Source organism: Lacrimispora sp. (genome assembly GCF_032078915.1).
GTDB lineage: Bacteria > Bacillota > Clostridia > Lachnospirales > Lachnospiraceae > Lacrimispora.
The window spans coordinates 32413-54355 of the sequence record NZ_DAMAUN010000001.1 but is presented as its reverse complement, the minus strand read 5'-3'; the positions used below and the strand labels follow the sequence as shown (position 1 = coordinate 54355).

General features: G+C 44.9%; 26 protein-coding genes. 23 read left to right on the top strand and 3 right to left on the bottom strand.

Annotated elements, in window-relative coordinates:
• Positions 1–247: 247 nt before the first annotated feature.
• The 3 genes from RT269_RS00285 to RT269_RS00275 all read left to right on the top strand — a co-directional run bounded on the left by RT269_RS00285 (position 248) and on the right by RT269_RS00275 (position 2187).
• A complete protein-coding gene (locus RT269_RS00285) occupies positions 248–907 on the top strand; it encodes a pentapeptide repeat-containing protein (protein WP_313180010.1) in 660 nt (219 codons plus the stop codon).
• Positions 908–1136: 229 nt separating this feature from the next.
• On the top strand, positions 1137–1421 hold the full coding sequence (locus RT269_RS00280) for a CD3324 family protein (protein ID WP_313180009.1): 285 nt from the start codon (positions 1137–1139) through the stop codon (positions 1419–1421).
• A 127-nt stretch (positions 1422–1548) separates the two neighbouring features.
• Positions 1549–2187, top strand: a complete 639-nt coding sequence (locus RT269_RS00275) for a DUF1062 domain-containing protein (RefSeq protein ID WP_313180008.1) — start codon at positions 1549–1551, stop codon at positions 2185–2187.
• On the opposite strand, the gene RT269_RS00270 is transcribed toward RT269_RS00275, so the two are convergent.
• Together RT269_RS00270 and RT269_RS00265 are read right to left on the bottom strand one after the other, a co-directional pair.
• Positions 2159–3406 carry an MFS transporter gene (locus RT269_RS00270; protein ID WP_313180007.1) on the bottom strand — a complete coding sequence of 416 codons (1248 nt, stop codon included), beginning with the start codon at positions 3404–3406 and terminating at the stop codon, positions 2159–2161. The genes RT269_RS00275 and RT269_RS00270 overlap by 29 nt on opposite strands.
• Positions 3399–3974, bottom strand: coding sequence for an ArsR/SmtB family transcription factor (locus RT269_RS00265; RefSeq protein WP_313180006.1), 576 nt, complete (start codon positions 3972–3974; stop codon positions 3399–3401). Before RT269_RS00265 ends, RT269_RS00270 begins: the two co-directional genes overlap by 8 nt.
• Positions 3975–4404: 430 nt before the next feature.
• Between RT269_RS00265 and ahpC the strand changes: the two genes are divergently transcribed.
• Both ahpC and ahpF read left to right on the top strand, forming a co-directional pair.
• The gene (gene ahpC, locus RT269_RS00260) at positions 4405–4968 is read left to right on the top strand and encodes an alkyl hydroperoxide reductase subunit C (RefSeq protein ID WP_313180005.1); all 564 of its coding nucleotides are present in this window, start codon (positions 4405–4407) and stop codon (positions 4966–4968) included.
• A 12-nt stretch (positions 4969–4980) separates the two neighbouring features.
• A complete protein-coding gene (gene ahpF / locus RT269_RS00255; protein ID WP_313180004.1) occupies positions 4981–6510 on the top strand; it encodes an alkyl hydroperoxide reductase subunit F in 1530 nt (509 codons plus the stop codon).
• Between the two features lie 247 nt (positions 6511–6757).
• Here the strand turns inward: ahpF and RT269_RS00250 are convergent, their stop codons facing one another.
• Positions 6758–8041: a LysM peptidoglycan-binding domain-containing protein gene (locus RT269_RS00250; protein ID WP_313180003.1), complete on the bottom strand. Its 1284-nt coding sequence runs from the start codon at positions 8039–8041 to the stop codon at positions 6758–6760.
• A gap of 361 nt (positions 8042–8402) precedes the next feature.
• Between RT269_RS00250 and RT269_RS00245 the strand changes: the two genes are divergently transcribed.
• The 18 genes from RT269_RS00245 to RT269_RS00160 all read left to right on the top strand — a co-directional run bounded on the left by RT269_RS00245 (position 8403) and on the right by RT269_RS00160 (position 21911).
• On the top strand, positions 8403–8942 hold the full coding sequence (locus RT269_RS00245; RefSeq protein ID WP_313180002.1) for a DUF3877 family protein: 540 nt from the start codon (positions 8403–8405) through the stop codon (positions 8940–8942).
• Positions 8943–8966: 24 nt separating this feature from the next.
• A complete protein-coding gene (locus RT269_RS00240; protein ID WP_313180001.1) occupies positions 8967–9512 on the top strand; it encodes a C40 family peptidase in 546 nt (181 codons plus the stop codon).
• A 167-nt stretch (positions 9513–9679) separates the two neighbouring features.
• Positions 9680–10687, top strand: a complete 1008-nt coding sequence (gene spoIIIAA / locus RT269_RS00235) for a stage III sporulation protein AA (RefSeq protein WP_313180000.1) — start codon at positions 9680–9682, stop codon at positions 10685–10687.
• Positions 10680–11210 carry a stage III sporulation protein AB gene (locus RT269_RS00230; RefSeq protein WP_313179999.1) on the top strand — a complete coding sequence of 177 codons (531 nt, stop codon included), beginning with the start codon at positions 10680–10682 and terminating at the stop codon, positions 11208–11210. The genes spoIIIAA and RT269_RS00230 overlap by 8 nt, the downstream gene beginning before the upstream one ends.
• Before the next feature lie 10 nt (positions 11211–11220).
• The gene (spoIIIAC, locus tag RT269_RS00225) at positions 11221–11415 is read left to right on the top strand and encodes a stage III sporulation protein AC (protein WP_013273849.1); all 195 of its coding nucleotides are present in this window, start codon (positions 11221–11223) and stop codon (positions 11413–11415) included.
• A gap of 8 nt (positions 11416–11423) precedes the next feature.
• Positions 11424–11810, top strand: coding sequence for a stage III sporulation protein AD (gene spoIIIAD / locus RT269_RS00220; protein WP_313179998.1), 387 nt, complete (start codon positions 11424–11426; stop codon positions 11808–11810).
• Positions 11811–11827: 17 nt separating this feature from the next.
• On the top strand, positions 11828–13009 hold the full coding sequence (locus tag RT269_RS00215; RefSeq protein ID WP_313179997.1) for a stage III sporulation protein AE: 1182 nt from the start codon (positions 11828–11830) through the stop codon (positions 13007–13009).
• Positions 13010–13014: 5 nt separating this feature from the next.
• The gene (locus tag RT269_RS00210; protein WP_313179996.1) at positions 13015–13698 is read left to right on the top strand and encodes a stage III sporulation protein AF; all 684 of its coding nucleotides are present in this window, start codon (positions 13015–13017) and stop codon (positions 13696–13698) included.
• Positions 13646–14272, top strand: coding sequence for a stage III sporulation protein AG (locus tag RT269_RS00205; protein WP_038277074.1), 627 nt, complete (start codon positions 13646–13648; stop codon positions 14270–14272). The genes RT269_RS00210 and RT269_RS00205 overlap by 53 nt, the downstream gene beginning before the upstream one ends.
• A 15-nt stretch (positions 14273–14287) precedes the next feature.
• Positions 14288–15076, top strand: coding sequence for a SpoIIIAH-like family protein (locus RT269_RS00200; protein WP_313179995.1), 789 nt, complete (start codon positions 14288–14290; stop codon positions 15074–15076).
• A 172-nt stretch (positions 15077–15248) separates the two neighbouring features.
• Positions 15249–15626 carry an Asp23/Gls24 family envelope stress response protein gene (locus RT269_RS00195; protein WP_029702046.1) on the top strand — a complete coding sequence of 126 codons (378 nt, stop codon included), beginning with the start codon at positions 15249–15251 and terminating at the stop codon, positions 15624–15626.
• Positions 15627–15751: 125 nt separating this feature from the next.
• Positions 15752–17098 carry a sensor domain-containing diguanylate cyclase gene (locus RT269_RS00190; protein WP_313179994.1) on the top strand — a complete coding sequence of 449 codons (1347 nt, stop codon included), beginning with the start codon at positions 15752–15754 and terminating at the stop codon, positions 17096–17098.
• An 88-nt stretch (positions 17099–17186) separates the two neighbouring features.
• A complete protein-coding gene (locus tag RT269_RS00185; protein WP_313179993.1) occupies positions 17187–17972 on the top strand; it encodes an aspartate dehydrogenase domain-containing protein in 786 nt (261 codons plus the stop codon).
• A gap of 97 nt (positions 17973–18069) precedes the next feature.
• The gene (locus RT269_RS00180) at positions 18070–18978 is read left to right on the top strand and encodes a D-isomer specific 2-hydroxyacid dehydrogenase family protein (protein WP_313179992.1); all 909 of its coding nucleotides are present in this window, start codon (positions 18070–18072) and stop codon (positions 18976–18978) included.
• Positions 18979–19043: 65 nt separating this feature from the next.
• Entirely contained in the window at positions 19044–19487 is a 444-nt protein-coding gene (nusB, locus tag RT269_RS00175; protein ID WP_313179991.1) for a transcription antitermination factor NusB, read from the top strand.
• A 3-nt stretch (positions 19488–19490) separates the two neighbouring features.
• Positions 19491–20804, top strand: coding sequence for an exodeoxyribonuclease VII large subunit (gene xseA / locus RT269_RS00170; protein ID WP_313179990.1), 1314 nt, complete (start codon positions 19491–19493; stop codon positions 20802–20804).
• A gap of 17 nt (positions 20805–20821) precedes the next feature.
• Positions 20822–21031, top strand: a complete 210-nt coding sequence (xseB, locus tag RT269_RS00165) for an exodeoxyribonuclease VII small subunit (protein WP_100042690.1) — start codon at positions 20822–20824, stop codon at positions 21029–21031.
• Positions 21024–21911, top strand: coding sequence for a polyprenyl synthetase family protein (locus RT269_RS00160; protein WP_313179989.1), 888 nt, complete (start codon positions 21024–21026; stop codon positions 21909–21911). Before xseB ends, RT269_RS00160 begins: the two co-directional genes overlap by 8 nt.
• Positions 21912–21943 lie beyond the last annotated feature (32 nt).

Sequence of the window (21943 nt, the reverse complement as noted above, 5' to 3'; positions counted from 1 at the left end):
ATAGAATTTCAGGGCCGGCGCTTTTTTTGTTTTTCTTAAGTTATTACAAGTATATAAGTATCAGGGCTGTTTTGATCCGCATGAACTTGAAAGTCTCTTGATAGTCTGGTAATATTAGGAACAGATCATTTTGTTTGCAGCCGTCAAATGATAAAGAGGCTGAAGTAAAAAGGGCGGCCGTGCATGAAAAGGAATAACAGCCGGATATGCCGTCGGGATAAGTAAAGAGATGAAAGGAAACGGGTATATGAGCCAGAAACTTCTTACCCCCATCCTTCCGGAGTGGATGGATTTTGTTCTGGAAGATGTGGATGAATTGTACCGCAGAAAAGACCAGGAGGAGGCGGTAAGCGATGTTCTCGTAAGAAATCTTCATGTAACGGAGGAAGATCTTTCCCACATGCGTTTTTCCGCCGTCATATTTGAAAACTGCATATTTCAGGACTGCAGCTTTGAAAAGGGAGAATTTACTGATGTGGCGTTCCGGGCCTGCGACATATCCAACTGCAATTTTGAGGACAGCTATTTTAACCGGGCAGAATTTACCTCATCAAAGGGTATGGGAACAAAATTCTGCGGGAATACCATACTCCATACCGTAATAAAAGACTGTAATTTCAACTATGCCAATTTCGATTCTTCCAGACTGGAACACATTCGCTTTACCGATTCTCAGGTCCGGGGCGGATCCCTGACCCAGTGCCGATGCAAGGCGCTTGAATGGAACCGGGCAAACCTGGAAAATGCCAGTTTTTTTAAGACCATGATGAAAGGAATGGATTTTACAAACAGCATCATACAGGGGTTGGTGATGTCTGATAACTGCATGGAGATAAAGGGCGCTGTGGTGGACTTATACCAGGCGGCGGAGCTGGCAAAGTATCTTGGGGTCGTCATAAAAAACTGACCATCTGATGCTCTAACACATTTCTGGATCAAACATGAGGTTTACAAAGACAACTTATGTGATAAAATGGTTATAATTATGTTGCAAGATAAGCGTTTATTTAAGGAGGCGGGCTTTTTTATGATGGAACCCTCAAAAGCTGCGTAGCACGGGTTATGCAGTTAAACTAAATAAGTAATTGTATAGCCTTTGCTATTCCTGACAGTAAAAATATGTTTGGGAGGCAGCGATGCGCTATCAGAAAGCGAATGAGATTTTACCGGAAGAGCTGGTGGAATTAATTCAGAATTATATAGACGGGGAATATGTTTATATCCCCAGAAAACAGGAAAATAAACGAACCTGGGGCCAGAGGACAGGTGCCAGAGAGGAAAGAAAGCTCCGGGATTTATCCATCTATGAGGACTACCTTTCCGGCATATGCGTGAAGCTTTTGGCGGAGCGCTATTATCTGTCTGAGAAAAGCATCCAGAGGATCGTACTTCAGGAAAAGAAAAATAAGAAATTGAAATAAGGCGGCGTATCCATAGGAAAATGGTGCGCTGCCTTTTCTTTGTTCCATAAGAGAGTATGAGGTGGGATAAAGAGCGAGGGCGTGTTACATTTGTTGAAAGAAACAATTGTAAAAATGGAGAAAGAACATGAATCGAAATTTACGAAAACAATGGATCGTCACGCCGGACCAGCTTCCAGCCATCATAAGAAGATGCCCGAAATGCGGGAAAAAGACGGAATTTATAAACAGCGGAAAATTCAGGGTCAATGCCAATGGCCGCCTCATAGATGTCTGGATGATTTACCGGTGCGGACAATGTAAGACCTCCTGGAATATGGCGATATGGGAGAGAATGGAGGCCGGCCGACTGGAGAAAGAAGAATATGAGGGATTTTTAAATAATGATCCTGATCTGGCGGCAAAATACGGGAATGACAGGGATTTATTTGGGAGAAACAGGGCAGAAGCTGCTGCCTCAAAGGCAGAATATCATGTGACAGCCGTTGATACTGCATTATCCTGCGGGGAGGATCATGCCATGGAGATCGAGATAAGGATTCCGCCTGGATTTGATTTGAGGGCAGATATTTTTTTAATGCAGCAGTTGTCCGTATCCAGAAGCAGGATCAAGAAATGGTGTGAGGACGGACTGATTCTAAGCGGCGGACAGGTATTATCTCCCAAAGGGAAAATCAGGGACGGGATGCTTTTGCAGATAAAAAAGGAAGCCTGCTGTTGGGAACAGGAGGAAGCATTTAAGATGATTCAGTATCATATGATTTAAAGTCCTGCTTTTCCAGCTTTTTCTCACCGGATCCGGTCCTTTTTGCCAGAAGAAACAAAGTCATAAAAATGGTATATCCAATCAATAATGCTCCTGCAGTCAGCCATAACCCGGATATGGCAATCCGGTCTACAAACAGACTGCAAAAAAGGGACGCACACATGGAGCCAGCCTGCAGAAGAAAAGAACCTAAAGAAAGAACACTTGCTCTGAGATACCCCGGAGTATATTGGTTGATCAGGGTGTTTTCAGCTACACTTCCGGTTCCGAGAAGGAGATAAATACTGCCATATCCCAGGATAAAGAGCCAAACATTTTTATGAAGTGCCAGAACAAGCAGGGCGCAGCCAAGGAAAAAACGGCTGATGCTGTAAATCCGCCATTGGCGGCCGGGAAATTTTTTCAGCAGCCTTTGGCAAACGGAATTTCCCATCGCAGCCAGTAAGAATCCGGCAAAGGACAGAATGCCCAAAACCCAGGTTCCTTCCGTAGGTTTTGAGATCTTAAGATAAGCCGGCTGCCAGTAGGTTTCAATGGAGATAAGGAAAAAGCCGGTAAACAGCATGCCTGCCAGAATCAAAGGAAAGTCCTGTTTCGACAGGACTGTTTTTACGCCTCTCTTTATATGCTTCGTGAGGGGGATCCTCTCTCCCCGGCGGCCGCAGATTTTATCCTCCCGGATGCAAAACAGACAGAGCATGAAGGTAACTGCTGTAAATACGCCGCGGGTCAATATATTTCCGGTGAAAGAATCTCCTATACAGGAAAGAAAGCCCCCAAGGATACAACCGGCCGCAAGCCCGGTCTCTTCCAGAATCCCAAGGCGGGCAGCTATTGCAGGAAGACAAGCTTCTCCCTTTTCCTGCAGAGCCTGATCCACGATGAGGGCATCCAGGCTTCCGGTAGAAAAGGCTCTGCTGATCCCATTAAGAAGAATATAAAACAGCAGCCAAATCCAGTTAGCAGCAAACAGAAGCAGGATCAGAGACAGCATCTGGCATGCGCCGGAAATAAGGAAAACAGTCTTTCGTCCGTATAAATCTGCACAGATCCCGCTGGGAAGTTCAAAGCAAAGAACCACAGCAGAATAGGAAGCGATCAAAAGAGGCAGAGTTTTTAGATCGGCTCCCCGGTTTAAAAGAATTAAATTCAGCACCGGCAGAAGGATTCCCAAGGATACATAGTTGAGAAAAATAGTCAGCTGCTTTCCATTACTCATGAGGATTCTCCTCTGCATTATATAGAATGAGCGCATATTCCCAGGGGGATTTTTCCGCAGAAGGAATGGCATGCCGGTCTAAATAATCCGTGATCATCATCAAAAGCTCTTTGCCTTCTCCCTCGGAAAGATGTATGACACCGGTCAAGATATCTCCTAAATTCCATGTACTTTCCGGATCGGTGGAATTGCACCGTTCCAGATACTTCCTTTTCTGAGTCAGAAATCCCTCATAGGTTCCGGCGATCTGCTCCTGAACCAGAACTTCCTTCTGCATATTGTTCTCATCGGGATGATCCAGTCCAATCTGGACATTGACATAGGTGGGTTTGTAATATCTGGCAGTAATTCCGTTGATCATTTCTGTATGATCCAATTCCATGACTCCCAGCGAGCTTAGTTTCTTAATATGATGCTGGACACTGGAAGGGGATATCTCCAGTTTTTCTGAAAGCTGCTTGGGTGTCATAGGGATTTTGGACCGTTCCAATAATCTAAGAAGCTTCTGCCTTACAGGATTCATGTAGATTTCCAGTTCCTTTTTTGTAGATAACGTAATTTTGTCCATAATTCTTTCTCTCCTTATTCCTGCGACATCATTACATATATTATAACGTTACATAATATGTAACGTCAAGCGGATCTTAAGCGGAAAGCAAGAAAGGTCTTATAAGTTTCACAAACACATATCTTATGTATTGATGAAAGAATAAAAAATAATTGATATTTTTGGAAATGCCTCTTGACAATCAGGGAATAATATTATATTATAAACATAGTTGATAATAATAATTATTACTGATATTATTTATCAATAAAATAAAGCAATTATTTTTATATTGCTTTCCATATGTCAGAACCAATACGCAGCTATACAGCTGTTTTCGCGGGGGCCTGGCCTCCACGGAAAAAAGTACAGTTTCCGCCCATAGAAACAGCGGAAAATCCTGATAAGTTAACATTAAATCAAAATATAAAATCATAGGAGGTAATTCATTATGTCATTAATCGGAACAGAAGTAAAACCATTCAAAGCGCAGGCTTATCACAACGGAAAATTTGTAGAGGTCACAGAGGAAGATTTTAAGGGCAAGTGGAGCATCATCTGCTTTTATCCTGCGGATTTCACATTTGTTTGCCCGACAGAACTGGAAGATCTGCAGAACAATTATGAGACATTTAAAAATCTGGGAGCGGAAGTTTATTCCGTATCTACGGATACTCATTTTACCCACAAAGCCTGGCATGACAATTCAGAGGCTATACGTAAATTGACCTATGTTATGATTGGAGATCCATCACACACAATTTCCCGCAATTTTGATGTACTGATCGAAGCGGATGGACTTGCTGACCGTGGTACCTTTATCGTTGACCCGGACGGCATCATTCAGTCAGTAGAGATCAATGCCGGAAACATTGGCCGTGATGCAAACATACTTATTGATAAGATCAAGGCTGCCCAGTACGTAAGAAAGAATCCTGGTGAAGTTTGCCCGGCAAAATGGAAAGAGGGCGGAGCCACACTGAAACCAAGCCTTGACCTGGTAGGAAAAATTTAAGGAGTAAAGATTATGATGCTGGATGCTGAAATAAAGAAACAACTGGCTGAGTATCTCCAGCTTCTGGAAAACGATGTGCTGATTAAAATCAGCACAGGATCTGACAGTATATCAAACGACATGACGGCTCTGATGGATGAGCTGACCGCGCTGTCGCCGAGAATAAAGACAGAACAGGCAAAACTGCCCAGAACACCCAGCTTTACCATTAACCGAATGGAAGAAGACTTTGGGATCACGTTTGCAGGGATCCCTTTGGGCCATGAATTTACTTCCCTTGTACTGGCTCTTTTACAGGTAAGCGGAAGAGCCCCCAAAGTTGACGGTAAACTAATTGACCAGGTGAAGCGTATCAAAGGCGAATACCATTTTGAAACCTATATCAGTTTAAGCTGTCACAATTGCCCGGAGGTGGTGCAGGCCCTTAACTTAATGAGCATTTTAAATCCTGGCATTACCCATACGATGATTGACGGTGCCGTCTTTAAGGAAGAGGCGGAGAGTAAAAATATTATGGCGGTGCCCACGGTTTTACTAAATGGTGAGGTTTTTGGCAGCGGGCGAATGACACTGGAAGAGATTCTTGGAAAATTAGGCAGCGGGCCGGATATGTCAGAGTTTGAGAAGAAAGAGCCGTTTGATATACTTGTAATCGGAGGAGGTCCCGCGGGAGCCAGCGCAGCAATTTACGCGGCGCGCAAAGGCATACGCACAGGGGTTGTCGCGGATCGCTTCGGCGGTCAGGTAAGAGAGACGCTGGGAATTGAGAATCTGATCAGCGTCGGATATACCGAAGGTCCCAGATTAGCAGAAATCCTGGAGCAGCATGTTGGTAATTATGATGTGGATATTATGAGTACGCAGCGGGCCAGACGCCTGGAAAGAAAAGAATTCATTGAGGTGGAACTGGAAAACGGCGCTGTCTTAAAAAGCAAGGCAGTAATCCTTTCCACAGGAGCCCGCTGGAGAAATGTCGGGATACCGGGAGAGGAAGAATTTAAGAACAAGGGAGTTGCTTATTGTCCCCATTGTGACGGTCCTCTTTATAAAGGAAAGCATGTGGCAGTAATCGGAGGCGGTAATTCCGGCATAGAAGCCGCTATTGACCTTGCGGGAATTGCCAGCCATGTAACGGTGTTTGAATTTATGCCTGAGCTGAAAGCAGATGCCATACTACAGAAGCGCCTTTACAGTCTGCCTAATGTGACAGTCTTAAAGAATGTACAAACGAAAGAAATTACCGGCACGGATAAGGTAAACGGCATCACCTATATGGAACGTGAATCCGGAGCAGTCCATCATATGGACTTGCAAGGAGTATTTGTTCAGATCGGTCTCATAGCCAATACAGACTGGCTGGGGGATACCATTGAACGCAACCGCATCGGTGAGATTATTGTTGATAACCGTAATGCAACCAGTGTGCCAGGAGTTTTTGCAGCAGGAGACTGCACGGACAGTGTTTATAAGCAGATTGTGATCTCGATGGGATCCGGGGCCAGCGCGGCCTTAAGTGCTTTTGATTATTTGATAAGAAATTAATTTTATGTAAAGTGGTACTCATGAAACTCTTTGTTTATACTTGTTTCATGGGTACCACTTTATTATTAACGTGCAGCCTGAAATTTATATTTAAATAAGTCCGCCACATCTCTGGTTATTTTAAGAGATAAATTATATACGTAAGCATACCTCTTCTTTTCCATAAAAAATGAACCCTCCATATTAGATTTTTATCCAACATTTTGGGTTCGCTTCAAATCTTGTTTCGATGGTTTGAGAGGGACATTTAAAACTTCAGGATGTAATATTGAGTATTAATAACAAGCCACATTTGGGCATCGAATCTCATAACGGTCCAAAAAGATAAGCCCTGGAGATTATATTCTTCTACCAGTCCGGCCCTTGCATCAAAGCTTCTTGCATCTTTCGTCCATACGACATGCAGATTCCCATCACTATCTGTATAATAGAAGAAGGGTGACTGTGCTGCTTCATTGAATTGTATTGGTATACCATTTTCCGCTGCAAGTTGTACTGCACTGTCATAAGATATTACAGTAGCTTCTGTGGCGCCTGGAACATAGGGAAGTGTCCAATCATAACCTAAAGCAGTAACTCCCAGTAAAATTTTTTCCGGTGGAATAATACTAACCATGTAATCTAACAACTCTCTTACGTTATTAACCGGAAAAATTGCGTTTGGATAGCTGTAAGACCTTGCCCAGTCATAAGAAGAAAATATGATTCCATCTACAAATTCAGCTAATCTTGAATAGTCTATTCTTTCAAAACTAATGTTAGGAGTGTTAATATTTGTAGCAGGCGTTATGGTAATTACTACCCGGAAACCTTCCGAATGAAATATTTCAGAGCCTCTTTCCAAAAATTCGGCATAGGTATTTATGTTATCAAAGGTGATGGCTTCAGTATATATGTTTATACCAGAAAAACCTTTTGTTTTCATTATTTGAAGAGCATTCTCAATCAGGCGGTCCTGCACAGAGGGATTATTTAAAATTTCAAAGGACACTTCACGGCTAATGATTCCCTCTCCCGTCATAGTGGAAACAAACATCATGGGTGCGGTATCATAAGCTTTAGCCAGCTGGATAAGTTCCGTGTCGTCAGCACTGGAGACAATTTCTCCTTCCCTTGTAGCCCTGTAATTAAATATGGTCAGATAAGATAAAAAAGGAAGTGTTTTTATTAAAACAGATCTATCTATATAAGGAAAGATATAACCACTAGTGGCAATTGTTCTTATTCTGTCCGTTTGATAGCTTATCACTATGGATTCACCGACGTACAAAGATGCTCTATCGGATAGATAGGGATTATTTCTTAATAATTCCATTGGCGTAGTACCATGCTGCTCTGCAATGCTCTCCAAAGTGTCGCCAGCCTGGACCGTATAGAGTGTTTCCGGTTGAACAATCACAATCGTTTGGCCAATTGCTAAATTGCCAGGGTTTAAAATTCCGTTTTCCAATATTAATCGGTCAACAGGGATTTGGTAATCATCTGATATTGAATTTATGGTTTCACCGGGTTGGACAACGTGTATGATCATGGGTTCCCTCAAAGATCTTATTAATACTATTATATGCTGATCTTACTTGTTCATAACATCATAGCGCGGTTAAAAATGTATCAAAAAAATTTTACATAATAACAGGTTTAGGCAGTTGCCATAGAAAGTCAATGATATAGGCGGGTATCCGGTGCCGGTTAACCGGAGGGAAACAGTATCTTTACTATGTACCAAAACCTTGACATGTCCCATCTGCAACAGTATAATTTAACTGACAGGCAGCGTAGGCTGCTTGTCAGTTATGCCCGGTGAAGCGGGGCAGGCTGTGAGCAAGCAGCGAAGCGGATTGCGAATATCCGCCTGACATGGACACGGCTGGAAAATGACTGGAGTGATAAACATGCAATATTGTGCATTAGAGCAGATGCTCATTAATTCAATAAAAGAAGTACAGATAAAATTAGGATATGAAAAAGAACCTATTCGATTCTATTACCCCGAACGTGCTCTGGTGAACATCCTGAAAATCCACGAAGGCTCTCCTCAGGAAACAAGGGCAGCCATGGAAGGCTTTAAGGAATATGTGAAAGAGCGTTTGGGCGATATCAGGATCACAAAAAGTCAGGAACGCTTTTGCTTTGAGATTCCCCAGGAAGGTATAGAATACGTATATTACCATAAAAAAGACAATGGCTTCTTAAAAGAATTCATTGAAACCGTGGAAAAACCCAATACGTCCCTGGAGGATATCCTGAAAGTCTTTCATAAATTTGCTGACGGCAAGGTTATCTGCATAAAATCTCAGGAAGAAGATTTCGATTACATTATATTTTTTGAGGATTCCTCAATGGATAATTACCGTTATTATATTAAATTTCATGGAAATCACGCCACATACCACAGATTCTTATCCGAAGATGCAGCAGATATGGGCATATAAAATCATAATCAGGAGAAAAGAACAATGCAGAGAAAAAGGTGGATCGCAACCCTGTTTACGGGCCTGGTATTTATGGCCGCTAATAGTTTTACTGCCAAAGCAGATATGGCCGCCAATATGGTGATTCCCATCGTGGCTCCGCCGCCCTTTGAGCAGCAGATAGGCCCTGGAGTCGGCGGGGGGAAAGACTTTTCCCAGACAGCGCCGGAAATTTACACAGGTACAGGAGAACAGGTTGTGGCTTTTGCAAAACAGTTTCTTGGAAATCCTTATGTATATGGTGGGACAAGCCTTACATCAGGTGCCGACTGTTCCGGATTTGTGCTGAGCGTTTATAATCAGTTCGGCATAAACCTCCCAAGGACATCCGAGGCCCAGGGAGAAGCGGGTTTTGATGTAGGTGGAATCGAAAATGCCCGGCCAGGCGATGTAGTATATTACATAGGACATACCGGTATTTACATAGGGCAGGACCAGCTGATCCACGCAAGCGGCCCAAAGGATGGGATTAAAATATCCTCTGTGGATTTTATGCCAATTGTTTCAGTCAGAAGAGTATTAGGGAATTAAATAATAATAAGGTTATCTATGAGCTTATTCAGATGCTTCGTCAGAATCATCGGGAATAAGCTCTTTTTTTATGCGGCAGCGTGCCGGAATGCCTTTCAGGAAGTCAAAAGTTTTTCAGTCATAATTTGTCCCACCACACATATATTGAGGTAAGAGGAGGGATGAAAGTGGAGAGGAAAGACGAGCTTATCAATATATTTTCCAGGAGCATAAGAGAAATTTTAAACCGGGTGACAATTAACTTTGACGAGGTTCAGGAGATCAGGCTCCGGGTAGGAGCTCCTCTTTTAATGATATACCGGAATGAGGAGTATTATGTGACTCCCAGGGGTTCCTTAAATAAGGAAGGAAAGGACGCCTATATCGTCTCGAAAAATGAGCTTAAGGAAACCATGGAGTACATGAGTAACTATTCTCTTTATGCTTTTGAAGAAGAGATGAAGCAGGGGTTCATTACCATTCAGGGAGGACACCGGATCGGAATCGCAGGAAAGACCATTTTAGACGAATCCGGAATTAAGGCCATGAAATACATATCCTTTATCAACGTCCGGCTGTCCCATCAGGTGAGGGGCTGCGCCTCTGAGGTTTTGCCCTATCTTTATGAGGAAGGGAGAGAAATCTATCACACTCTGATCATTTCCCCTCCCAGATGCGGGAAGACCACATTGCTGAGAGATTTGATCCGTCAGGTTTCCAACGGTTCTGAGGAGCATGCAGGCCTTACCGTGGGCGTGGTTGATGAGCGTTCTGAGATTGGGGCCTGTTATCAGGGGATCCCTCAGAATGAACTTGGAATCCGTACCGATATTTTGGACTGCTGTCCCAAGGCAAGAGGAATGATGATGCTGATACGGACCATGTCCCCCAGAGTGATCGCCGTGGACGAGATCGGGAGCCGGGAGGATTTAGAAGCAATGGAATACGTGATGAACTGCGGCTGCAAGCTGATTGCCACGGTTCACGGAAACTCGATAGATGATTTAAAGCAGAAGCCGATTCTTAGAAAGTTGGTGGAGGAACGGATCTTTGAGAGGTATGTGGTCTTAAACAACTTAGGAAGGATCGGAAACATCGACCAGATCTATGACTCCAGGGGAACGCAGCTTTACAAGGCACAGGTACATCAGATGGGAATACGGTGGGACAGGCAGGAGTGCATCGCTTATGGATAATACATGGCTGCGGATAATAGGAGCTCTTCTGGTCATTATATCATGCTCTGGCCTTGGATTTTTTATGGCGGCCCAATGGAACGAGCATTTAAGAACGGTAGAAAAGCTTAGAAAAATGATTTTTTTATTGAAAGGCGAGATTGTTTATGCCAATTCCCCGCTGACTGAGGCTTTTGAACGGACCGGCAGAAAGGCTGGGGGCGAGATCGGCATTTTGTTTGAAAGTGTGTCGGAAAGACTTTCCGGACAACAGGGAGAAACCTTCTATACTGTATGGCAGGAAGAGATTGACAAGCTTCCAAGGGAGGTCTGCCTGTCCAAAGAGGACAAACAGAATTTAAAAGGTCTGGGGGAGCATCTTGGCTACCTGGACATGGACATGCAGGAGCGGAATATCCTTTTATATCTGGAACAGCTGGACTTAACAATCGGTTATCTGAGAAAACATAAGCAGGAAAAAAGCCGCCTTTATACCAGCCTGGGTATCATGGGCGGTTTATTCCTAACAATCGTAATGTATTAAGGAGGAACGCATGGGAGTCAATTTGATTTTTAAAATTGCAGCAGTTGGAATCCTGGTTTCCGTCATCTGCCAGGTTTTAAAACACAGCGGACGGGAAGAACAGGCATTCTTAACAAGCCTTGCGGGGCTGATCCTGGTACTGTTCTGGCTGGTGCCTTATATTTATCAGTTGTTTGAATCCATTAAAAATCTGTTTGCATTGTAGGTGATCGTATGACCGTAGTGACCATAGCCATAACAGGAATCGTTGCAGTGCTTTTAGCGGTTTCGTTAAAGGGGATGAAGGGGGAATATGGGACCTATCTGGTCATGGCGGCGGGCTTTTTTATCTTCTTTTACGGCATGGGAAAGCTCACCACCATTCTGGATACGATGAAGGAAATCCAGTCCTATATTAAGATCAACAGCATCTATTTAACCACATTGGTAAAGATGATAGGAATTACCTATATCGCAGAATTTGCCGCAGGGATATGCAAGGATGCCGGATATGGAGCCGTAGGGACTCAGATCGAAATATTTGGAAAGCTGTCTGTTTTGGCGGTCAGCATGCCCATTCTCCTTGCGCTGATCGAGACACTGCAGGTATTTTTATCATGACGGGAGGGATAAGGACTATGAAAAGAACCGCCTTTTTCCTGCTGTGCCTTATTAGTTTAATGCTGCTGTTTTTTTGCAGGGACAGCCTGGGAGCGGAAACATCATCAGGAGAGGAAGCATCCGTCCCGGCGGAAAATTTAGACTTAGATCAGTATGATCTAACGGATATCCAGAATTTTCTGGACCGGTCGAAAGAGAACCAGGGCATGAATCTTTCCTTTAAAAAACTTATGAAAGATCTGATGGATGGAAAATTAGACGAGGTCATGGGACAAGTCGGAAAAGCGTTAAAAGATCTGCTGGTGGGGGAGGTAAGAAACAGCGGGCATATGATGGGACAAATCATGGTGCTGGGAATCATTGGAGCGGTGTTTTCCAACTTTTCCAGCGTATTTACCGGAAGCCAGATTTCAGAAACCGGGTTCTTTGTCACCTATTTGCTTCTGTTTACCTATCTGGCGGCCAGCTTTTTTACAAGCGTGACCATTACGGGAAATGTGGTGGGGCAGATTCTGGATTTTACCAAGGTATTGATGCCTGCCTATTTTCTGGCGGCGGCATTTGCGGGAAGCAGTGCATCGGCGGCGGCTTCCTATGAGTTCACACTGCTTGTGATCGTTGCTGCCCAGTGGCTTTTGGGACAGGTACTTTTAGCACTCATAAGAGTCTATGCTCTTTTGGTCATGGCAGGCCACATTGCTAAGGAAGAAATGCTTTCAAAGCTTACGGAACTGTTGGAACAGGTGGTTTCCTGGAGCTTAAAGACCCTTGTAGGAGTAGTACTTGGGTTTCATCTCATACAGTCCATGGTTCTGCCCTATGTGGATTCCATGAAAACGGGAGCCATTCAGAAGCTGATCGGAGCCATTCCGGGAATCGGCCAGGGCGTCAACTCGGTTGCCCAGATGGTTCTTGGTTCCGGGGTACTTATAAAAAACACCATTGGTGCAGCAGGTATTATCATACTTCTTATCCTTTCCGTGATTCCTCTGATTAAACTGGCAGTGCTGATGGTTTTATACCAGTGCGTTGCCTCCCTTTTGCAGCCGGTCTGTGATAAAAGGATCGTTTCCTGTATTTCAGAAATGGCCAAAGGCCATAAAATGCTGCTGTCCGTAGCGGCTTCTGCAGTGATTCTCTTTGTTGTTACTATAGCGCTTGTGTGCGCTTCTACCAATGTGACCTATTATACCGGGTGAGTGGCATGGAAGAATTGTTTAGCTGGATACGCAATATAACCTATTACCTGATTTTTATAACTGTGGTGGGAAACCTCCTGCCAAATAAAAAATACGAAAAATACATAAAATTATTTGCCGGCATGGTACTGATCCTTCTGGTATTAAAGCCCATTACAGGGGGCTTAAGGCTTGATGATACGCTGGCTTACTATTTTGAGTCAATAAGCCTTAAAAAGGAAGCCGGAGAGCTGACAGGAAAGCTTTCAGATATGGAAGGGAAACGGCTGGAAAGCATGATTGCCAGATATGAAGAGGCGGTTGGAACGGATTTAAAATCCATGGCTGAGACCGAAGGCTTTACCTGCAGGGAATCCAGGGCAGAGATCAACCAGGATCAGGAAAGCAGTACCTTTGGCCATGTCGTGCGGGTGTCCTTGGTTCTGGCGCCGGGAGGAACTGGAAAAGAGGGAACAGATATAGCCGTTTCCGGTAATGAAAATCTGCCGGTAAAAAAGGTACAGGAAGTGGAAGAAGTGAAAATAGCCGGCTCTGAACCGGAAAAGACTGATGATAAGGGACTGGAGGATGTGAGAAAACAGAAGCAGGAAGAAAATTCACGGCTTTCTGGTCTTAGAAGGCGGATTGCGGAATATTATGATTTGGAGGAACAGGATATTGAAATTCAAATGGAAGATGGGAAAGGATAAATGGCTGATCCTGCTGGCGGTTGGAATGATTATCCTGATCCTTACATTTCCCTCCGGTTCGGGTATGGCTGCCAGGGTAGAGAAGACAGCGGAAAGCAAAAACCAGACGGCACTGCAAAAAGGGATTGTGACAGAGCCGGCAGATGGGGAAGCGGCTGTTGCGGCAGGAGCAGACCGGACCTATGAGGAACAACTGGAGGCGAGGGTGAAGAGAATCTTAAAAACCGTGGATGGGGTCGGTCAGGTAGAGGTAATGATCGTACTGAAATCCTCAGAGGAGAAGGTACTCCGAGTCGATAAGGACAGTTCGGATTCATCTACTGAGGAAAAGGACAGCTCCGGGGGAACCAGAAAGATCACCAGCGCAGATCGCAAGGAAAACACCATTCTGACCGGTTCGGGAGAAAATACATCTCCCATTGTGGAGAAAGAGATACGTCCGGAAATAGAAGGAATCATCATCAGTGCACAGGGCGGTGGCAGTCCTACGGTAAAAGCTGAAATTTCCGGTGCCATGGAAGCATTATTTAACCTGCCCCCACATAAAATTAAAGTATTAAAGAGGGTGGAATAAAAAGGAGTGTCATGTATGAGAAGTTGGAAAACAAGCAATGAGCCCAAAGTCCCTAGGACCCCAAAGAAAATGGATATGAAGAAACTGTTCCGAAGAAACCAGATTATTATCACCACCTTAGCCGTTATGATAGCTGCTGCTGGATATTTAAACTATGCAGGAAAGCAGGAGGCCGCTTCCGGGACAGACGTCTATGAAGCTGGAATGACTGATATTTCTGAAGAAGATATTTTAGCGGAAAACCAGTCCCTTACCGGTAGTGATACAAATCAGGAAATCGCAAGCCTTGACCAGGATGCAGAGGATATTGATAAACTGGCGGCAGGAAATACCGATGCGGCTTTGCAAAGCGATGGATCGGTAGACTTAGCGGCAAATGAGACACAGGAGGTAAAAACTGGCCTTGACAATCCTGGAGAAGCGGTGCTTACCAGCGGAATGAACGTATCAGAATACATATCCAGCGTACAGTTGAATCGGGAGCAGGTAAGGGCAAAGAATAAGGAAACCTTAATGAACTTGATCAACAATCCAAACATTGAAGAAGCAGCAAAACAGCAGGCCATTCAGGAAATGATTGATATGACGGCTATTGCTGAAAAAGAAAATGCAGCGGAAACTCTGCTGCTTGCCAAAGGATTTGCAGATCCAGTGGTCAGCATTTCCAGCGGAAAAGTGGATGTTGTTATCAATGCCCCCAGCATTACAGATCCTCAGCGGGCTCAAATTGAGGACATCGTAAAGAGAAAAACAGAAGTGGGAGCGGAAAGCATCGTAATCACTCTTATGAAATTGGAAGAGTAAAAAGCCTTTGCAAACTGCGGACAGTTTTGCTATAATGATTCCAGAACCTAAAGGGTCGGAAGAAAAAAACATCTTTCAACCCCCCGCTTTTGAATCAGGCGGATATGCCTGCATATCCAGTTGATTCATTAGTTTATAAATATTAGTACAGGAGGGAATTGCTGTGGCAGAAATGGAAAGCAGAAATACTCACAAGGTATATGAAAAAGATAAAATTGGCGAAGTACAGATTGCGGACGATGTGGTGGCTATCATCGCAGGTCTTGCGGCAACCGAGGTTGAAGGTGTAGATTCCATGGCTGGCAACATCACCAATGAGCTGGTGTCAAAGCTGGGCATGAAAAATTTATCCAAGGGCGTTAAGGTGGAGCTGACAGAAGAGCATGTATCTGTGGATTTATCCTTAAACATCAAATACGGTTACAGCATACCTGCCGTCAGTGAGAAGGTTCAGGAGAAGGTGCAGAACGCCATTGAGAACATGACAGGCTTAACGGTTCTGGATGTAAACATCCGGATTGCCGGTGTAGCATTGGAAGAGAATAAATAGATGAAAAAGTCTATCGCGGGGGCGAGCCGGGAAAAGGTTCATGCCCCCGCTTTTCTTTGTGTACAAAAGAATAAATGTTGTAAGGATATGACTCGGGATTTAAAAAGGGACAGGTGTTTTCATATATGATGGCTGATAAGGAGAAAGACCGCTACTCGCTGAGGGTGACGACATTGTTTGGTCTGGTGGTATCGGTAATTATAGGGATATTCGCATTAAACATTTATTACTTCAAAGAGGTGGAAAAGAGTCTGATCGAACAGACTTACCAGGATTTAAAAAGGGAGAATGAGGAAGTACTTACCTATCTTCAGGGAATGATCCGGGAAAGGTTTGAAGTGCTTGAGGCATTCTCTGCTTTTGGTGATCTGCCGGAGGGATCGGAAATTGGAGTTTTAGGCGGGCAGGGAATTATGTATTACGGGATCCATGAATCCCAGGGGGTAAAGGGAGGAAACAGCATATCCAGGCTGCCCTCCAAGGGCTTTAAGGGTCAGTCAGGGATGGCTCTGTCCGTTCCGGTGGTTAGGGATGGACAGGCAAGGGGGACGGTCTGTATGGAGTATACCGCTGAAGAACTGGGGAAGTATTTAAACAGTACAGAGTTACGCCCATACAGTGCCAGTCTGGTTTTTACAAGGTCCGGAGAGCTGGTGGCTGCGTGCCCTGGGTATGAAGCTTATACCAATGTTTATGATATGCTAAGAACCACGGAATTTAGAGACGGACAATCTTTGGAGCAGATGAAAAAGACTGCGGAGAGCGGGGACTCCGGATTTGCCGCCTATTATTCCAAGGGCAGCAGGGAGCTTCTTTATTATCAGCCTGCGGGAGTTGAAGACTGGATGGTGGCTTCCATAGTGAAAACAGAAAACTATGAGGGTGCTCTTTACAAGATCAGAAAACTGTCAAAAGTCTTTATTGCAAGCTCAACGGGTATGGTGGCCTGTACAGTTCTTCTTATTATTTGTATTATTTATTTACGGAAAAAGGAAGCGAAGCGGGCACAAAAGGATTATTTAACAGGCGTTTACACCAGAGAAACAGCCAGAAAGCTGGTGGAACAGAGACTGAAAGGCGGAGGGAAAAAGAGGTTTTATGCCTGCATGTTTCTTGATATTGACGATTTTAAGAAAATTAATGACACCTTCGGCCATCATAAAGGAGATCTGGTGTTAACCCAGGCAGGACAGATTTTAAGCGCCTGTACAAGAAAAGAGGATGTGATTGTCCGTTTTGGCGGAGATGAATTCTGCATCTGGCTGTACGGCTTAAGCGGAAGGAAACAGCCGGAGGCCGTTGCGAAACGGATATTAAATGCGTTTCATGCCTCCGGAACCATACATGCAAGCATTGGAATCACCCTGGTAGGAGAGCATGAGACGGAATACGATGCCATATTAAGGCGGGCGGATCAGGCATTATATCTGGCAAAGCGAAAAGGGAAAAATCAGTTTGCATTCCAGCTTTGAGTCTTGGGGGCCTGCACTCCTTGAAAGTCCTTCTGATTTCAGGTATAATGAAGTTTAATGTTTTTAAAATTACTAAAAGGAGAAAAGCATGAATAAGCTTAGACTTGGAATTATTGGAAACGGTTATCTTGGAGAAATTATTGCCGGAGCATGGAACGATGGTTTGCTGCCAGAGTATGAGTTGGTGGGGATCCTTGGGAGGACAAAGGAAAAGACAGATGCCCTGGCAGAGAAAAGTGGCTGCAGCTCCTGCACAGGGATCGATGAACTGCTGGAATTAAAACCGGATTACATCGCCGAGGCGGCATCTGGGGATTCTGTCAGAGACATGGCGGAGAAGATTCTGGCAAATGGCTGTAATCTCATCGTTCTGTCCATTGGCGCCTTTGCGGACAAAGAATTTTATGAGAGAGTGAAGGCCACGGCCGTAAAACATAATACCAGGGTATACATCGCTTCAGGAGCGGTGGGCGGCTTTGACGTGCTTCGTACGGTTTCTCTCATGGGAGAGGCCACAGCCGGGATTGAGACAAGAAAAGGTCCGGGATCCTTAATGTATACACCTCTTTTTGAGGAACATTTAATGACCGATGAGGAAAGCACCATGGTGTTTGACGGCAATGCAAAAGAGGCGATCGGACTTCTTCCTACAAAGGTGAATGTTGCGGTAGCGTCTTCCCTGGCAACTGTGGGGCCGGATAAAACCAGGGTGAATATTCACAGCGTTCCGGGAATGATTGGGGATGACCATAAGATCACTGCGGAAATTGAAGGCGTGAAGGCCGTTGTGGATATTTATTCAAGCACCAGCGCCATTGCCGGCTGGAGTGTAGTGGCTGTCCTGCAGAATATTGTATCACCAATCGTTTTTTAACCGACAGCTGCTATTCGGTTATGCCCGGCAGAGCGGGGCATACTGTGAGCAGGTAAGGCCGTAGATTGTGAATATAGCTTGACAGGAGGATAAGAAGATGTTTGAGAAGTTGGTAGCCATAGAGCCGGTGAGTCTGGTAGAAGAAGCGGAAAAAGAGCTTTTCCGGTATGCGAAGCAGGTGGTGATGTACGAGGATATTCCCTGTGATGACGAAGAGATCATAAGGAGAATCGGTGATGCGGATGGGGTGCTTTTAAGCTACACCTCCAGGATCAGTCAGTATGTCTTTGAACGATGTCCTAAAATCAAATATGTGGGGATGTGCTGCAGCCTTTATTCAAAGGAGAGCGCAAACGTTGACATTGCCTATGCAGAACAGCATGGGATTACAGTTATGGGAATCCGCGATTACGGCGATGTTGGAGTGGTGGAATATGCAATCTGTGAACTGGTGCGCTTTCTTCATGGATATGACAGGCCCATGTGGAAGGATATGCCGGTAGAGATTACCGGATTAAAGATAGGAATTGTTGGAATGGGTGTTTCCGGAGGCATGATCGCCAATGCTTTAAAGTTTCTTGGGGCAGATGTTTCCTATTACAGCAGGAGCAGAAAACCACAGTACGAGGAAAAAGGAATCGGATATCGTCCATTGGGAGAGCTTTTAGAGAGCAGCGAAGTGGTATTTACCTGCTTAAATAAGAACGTGATCCTGCTGCACGAAGAGGAATTCCAGAAGCTGGGGAATGGAAAGATCCTGTTTAATACGTCCATTGGACCTGCCTTTGAACCGGAAGATTTAAAAAACTGGCTGGATGCGGGAGACAACCGGTTTGCCTGCGATACGGCAGGAGCTGCCGGAAACGGGGAACTTTTAAAACACCCCATGGTGTTTTGTGTCAATGCTTCGGCAGGGAGAACCAGGCAGGCCTTTGGAATTTTGAGCGAAAAAGTGCTTGATAATATCCGGAGGTTTTTGGAGAATAGCAAAGTTTCTATTGTATAAAAAACCCTGGTAAGGTATAATAATTCCAAATGTCCAGAAAATCACCAATAGGAGGACCATGGGAAATGACCAGAAGTAAAATGCGCGAACACTGCTTTAAAATGCTCTTTTGTGCGGATTTTTATCCAGCAGAGGAGAAGACCGGGCAGCTTATACAATATTTTGAGGAACCAAAAGAGGATGATTTAAACGCCGAGGGCGTAGAAGAGATCATCCATGATGTGGATATGAGTGAAGAAAATGCTGCTTATTTAAGAGAAAGGGCAGAGTCCGTTATGGTCAGAATCCCTGAACTGGATTCAAAGATCAACGAAGTAGCCGAAGGCTGGAAGACAAAACGTATGGGTAAGGCTGAACTTACTATTCTGCGCATGGCTTTGTATGAGATATTATTTGATGAAGATGTGCCGGAAAAAGTAGCCATCAATGAGGCTGTGGAACTGGCTAAAAAGTACGGCGGGAATGAAGCTCCGGCTTTTATTAACGGAGTCCTGGCAAAGCTGGTGTAAGATATGGCAAGTGTGTATTCCGTTACTTCAGTCAATGCCTATATTAAGAATATGTTTGCCCAGGATTTCGCCCTGACCCGGATATCCGTTAAGGGTGAAGTTTCCAACTGTAAATACCATACCTCCGGCCATATTTACTTTACCTTAAAGGACGGGAAATCGTCTATGGCGGCAGTGATGTTTGCCGGACACAGGAAGGGTCTTGCTTTTAAGCTGGAGGAAGGACAGCAGGTGGTGGTAAAGGGCAGCGTGGAGGTTTATGAGCGGGACGGAAGATACCAGCTCTATGCCCAGGAGATCACAAAAGAAGGAATGGGTGATCTGTTTGAAAGGTTCCAAAAACTGCGTGATGAACTGGAAGAAATGGGGATGTTTTCTCCTGAATATAAGAAACCGATTCCAAAGTACGGGACAACCGTAGGAATCGTGACGGCTCCCACCGGAGCTGCTATCCAGGATATTATAAATATATCGACCAGACGCAATCCTTATGTGCAGCTTTATCTCTACCCGGCTCTTGTCCAGGGGGAGAGTGCAAAGGAAAGCATTGTAAAGGGAATCGAAACCCTGGACCAGATGGGACTTGATGTCCTGATCGTTGGGAGGGGCGGCGGTTCCATTGAGGATTTATGGGCATTTAATGAGGAAGTTGTGGCTAGGGCTGTATTTAACTGCAGCACTCCTGTGATCTCTGCGGTAGGCCATGAAACCGATGTGACGATTACAGATTATGTGGCGGACATGCGTGCCCCCACACCTTCTGCAGCCGCAGAGCTTGCGGTATTTGATCACAGCAAGTTTGAGGAACAGGTTGAAATGTACGGTCATACCCTTTTAAGGACTGTGGAAAGAAAGCTGGAACGCTACCGGTTTCATGGGAACCAGTACGCCTTAAAGCTGAAACTGCATGACCCAAAGCGCAGTATCCATGAATGCCGGCAAAGGCTTGTGGATACCCAGGACAAGCTAAAAAGCCTGATTCTGTCAAAGACTTCCTCATACCGGGCAAAGGCGGAAGAAGAAAAGCTTCACATAAAACAGCTTATAGAAAAGCAGGCGGTCAGGGACAGACACAGGCTGGAGATTTTCATCAGCCGCCTGGAAGCAGAATCCCCTCTTAAGAGGATGGGAGGCGGCTATGGTTTTGTAACTGATGGAAAAGACAGGCGGATTGATTCCGTGAAGCAGGTAAAAGCCGGTGACAGAATTGGGCTGAGGCTTAGGGATGGAAGCATGGAGGCGGTGGTTTCCCGTGTTGCCCCGGCACAACCCGGCTTATTTGGCAGCCAGCGGGAGGGCATTCGTGGAGACAGGTAATAAGGAGAAACGGATTTATGGCGGCAAAAAAAGAAAAAACGATTGAAGAGACATTTGGAGAGCTGGAAGAGCTCATTAAAAAACTGGAAAGCGGAGAATGCTCCCTGGAGGAATCCTTTCAGTATTATGAGACCGGCATGAAGCTGGTAAAGTTCTGCAATGAAAAAATAGATAAAGTGGAAAAAAAGATTATCGTGTTAGAGGAAAATGGTGAGGAACATGAATGATAAAGAAATGTTTTCAGCCCGTACAGAGGAAGTAAGGCTTGTTGTAGAAACTTACCTGCCTCCTGTGGAGGGCCATCAGAGTACGGTGCTGGCGGCAATGGATTACAGCGTTCGTGCCGGAGGAAAGAGGCTTCGTCCCATGCTGATGGAGGAGACATACCGCTTATTCGGCGGTAAGGGGAAAGAGATTGAGCCTTTTATGGCGGCGATTGAGATGATTCACACCTCTTCCCTGATTCACGATGACCTTCCCTGCATGGATAATGATACCCTGCGCCGGGGACTGCCTACAGCCTGGGTTAAATTTGGTTATGACATGGCAGTGCTGGCGGGAGACGGATTGCTGATTTACTCCATGGAGACAGCTGCAAAAGCCCTTTCCATGTCAGATCGGCCGGACCTGGTTGCCAGGTGCATGGGGATTTTAGCAGAAAAAACAGGAATTTATGGAATGATAGGCGGTCAGACCGTTGATGTGGAGCTTGCAGGAAAGCCTGTTCCAAGGGAAAAGCTTGATTTCATTTACCGGTTGAAGACCGGGGCGCTTTTAGAGGCCGCGATGATGATCGGAGCCGTTCTCGGCGGTGGGAATGAAAAACAGCTGGAGCTGGTGGAGAAGATGGCTTCCTGTCTGGGGCTTGCATTTCAGATTCAGGATGATATCCTGGATTTAACCAGCAGTGATGAGGTTCTTGGAAAGTCTGTGCTCAGTGATGAAAAGAACCATAAGACCACCTATGTAACCTTGGAGGGAATTGAAAAGGCGAAGCAGGATGTGGAGAGGATATCAGAAGAAGCGATTTCCTGCCTCCATGAGCTTCCTGGGAAGAATGAATTCCTGGAAGCGCTGATTCGGATACTTGTGAACCGGGAAAAGTAAGCCGTTTAACGATAAGGCTAAAAAGGATCTGA

Coding starts and splice junctions, on each gene's coding strand:
- xseA (WP_313179990.1), top strand. CDS start 19,491: ATGGCAAGTGTGTATTCCGTTACTTCAGTCAATGCCTATATTAAGAAT.
- nusB (WP_313179991.1), top strand. CDS start 19,044: ATGACCAGAAGTAAAATGCGCGAACACTGCTTTAAAATGCTCTTTTGT.
- RT269_RS00245 (WP_313180002.1), top strand. CDS start 8,403: ATGCAATATTGTGCATTAGAGCAGATGCTCATTAATTCAATAAAAGAA.
- RT269_RS00200 (WP_313179995.1), top strand. CDS start 14,288: ATGAGAAGTTGGAAAACAAGCAATGAGCCCAAAGTCCCTAGGACCCCA.
- RT269_RS00250 (WP_313180003.1), bottom strand. CDS start 8,041: ATGATCATACACGTTGTCCAACCCGGTGAAACCATAAATTCAATATCA.
- xseB (WP_100042690.1), top strand. CDS start 20,822: ATGGCGGCAAAAAAAGAAAAAACGATTGAAGAGACATTTGGAGAGCTG.
- RT269_RS00265 (WP_313180006.1), bottom strand. CDS start 3,974: ATGGACAAAATTACGTTATCTACAAAAAAGGAACTGGAAATCTACATG.
- RT269_RS00190 (WP_313179994.1), top strand. CDS start 15,752: ATGATGGCTGATAAGGAGAAAGACCGCTACTCGCTGAGGGTGACGACA.
- RT269_RS00230 (WP_313179999.1), top strand. CDS start 10,680: ATGGATAATACATGGCTGCGGATAATAGGAGCTCTTCTGGTCATTATA.
- RT269_RS00285 (WP_313180010.1), top strand. CDS start 248: ATGAGCCAGAAACTTCTTACCCCCATCCTTCCGGAGTGGATGGATTTT.
- RT269_RS00240 (WP_313180001.1), top strand. CDS start 8,967: ATGCAGAGAAAAAGGTGGATCGCAACCCTGTTTACGGGCCTGGTATTT.
- RT269_RS00210 (WP_313179996.1), top strand. CDS start 13,015: ATGGAAGAATTGTTTAGCTGGATACGCAATATAACCTATTACCTGATT.
- RT269_RS00180 (WP_313179992.1), top strand. CDS start 18,070: ATGTTTGAGAAGTTGGTAGCCATAGAGCCGGTGAGTCTGGTAGAAGAA.
- RT269_RS00275 (WP_313180008.1), top strand. CDS start 1,549: ATGAATCGAAATTTACGAAAACAATGGATCGTCACGCCGGACCAGCTT.
- ahpC (WP_313180005.1), top strand. CDS start 4,405: ATGTCATTAATCGGAACAGAAGTAAAACCATTCAAAGCGCAGGCTTAT.
- RT269_RS00215 (WP_313179997.1), top strand. CDS start 11,828: ATGAAAAGAACCGCCTTTTTCCTGCTGTGCCTTATTAGTTTAATGCTG.
- RT269_RS00195 (WP_029702046.1), top strand. CDS start 15,249: ATGGAAAGCAGAAATACTCACAAGGTATATGAAAAAGATAAAATTGGC.
- RT269_RS00280 (WP_313180009.1), top strand. CDS start 1,137: ATGCGCTATCAGAAAGCGAATGAGATTTTACCGGAAGAGCTGGTGGAA.
- RT269_RS00205 (WP_038277074.1), top strand. CDS start 13,646: ATGATTTGGAGGAACAGGATATTGAAATTCAAATGGAAGATGGGAAAG.
- spoIIIAC (WP_013273849.1), top strand. CDS start 11,221: ATGGGAGTCAATTTGATTTTTAAAATTGCAGCAGTTGGAATCCTGGTT.
- RT269_RS00270 (WP_313180007.1), bottom strand. CDS start 3,406: ATGAGTAATGGAAAGCAGCTGACTATTTTTCTCAACTATGTATCCTTG.
- RT269_RS00160 (WP_313179989.1), top strand. CDS start 21,024: ATGAATGATAAAGAAATGTTTTCAGCCCGTACAGAGGAAGTAAGGCTT.
- RT269_RS00185 (WP_313179993.1), top strand. CDS start 17,187: ATGAATAAGCTTAGACTTGGAATTATTGGAAACGGTTATCTTGGAGAA.
- spoIIIAD (WP_313179998.1), top strand. CDS start 11,424: ATGACCGTAGTGACCATAGCCATAACAGGAATCGTTGCAGTGCTTTTA.
- ahpF (WP_313180004.1), top strand. CDS start 4,981: ATGATGCTGGATGCTGAAATAAAGAAACAACTGGCTGAGTATCTCCAG.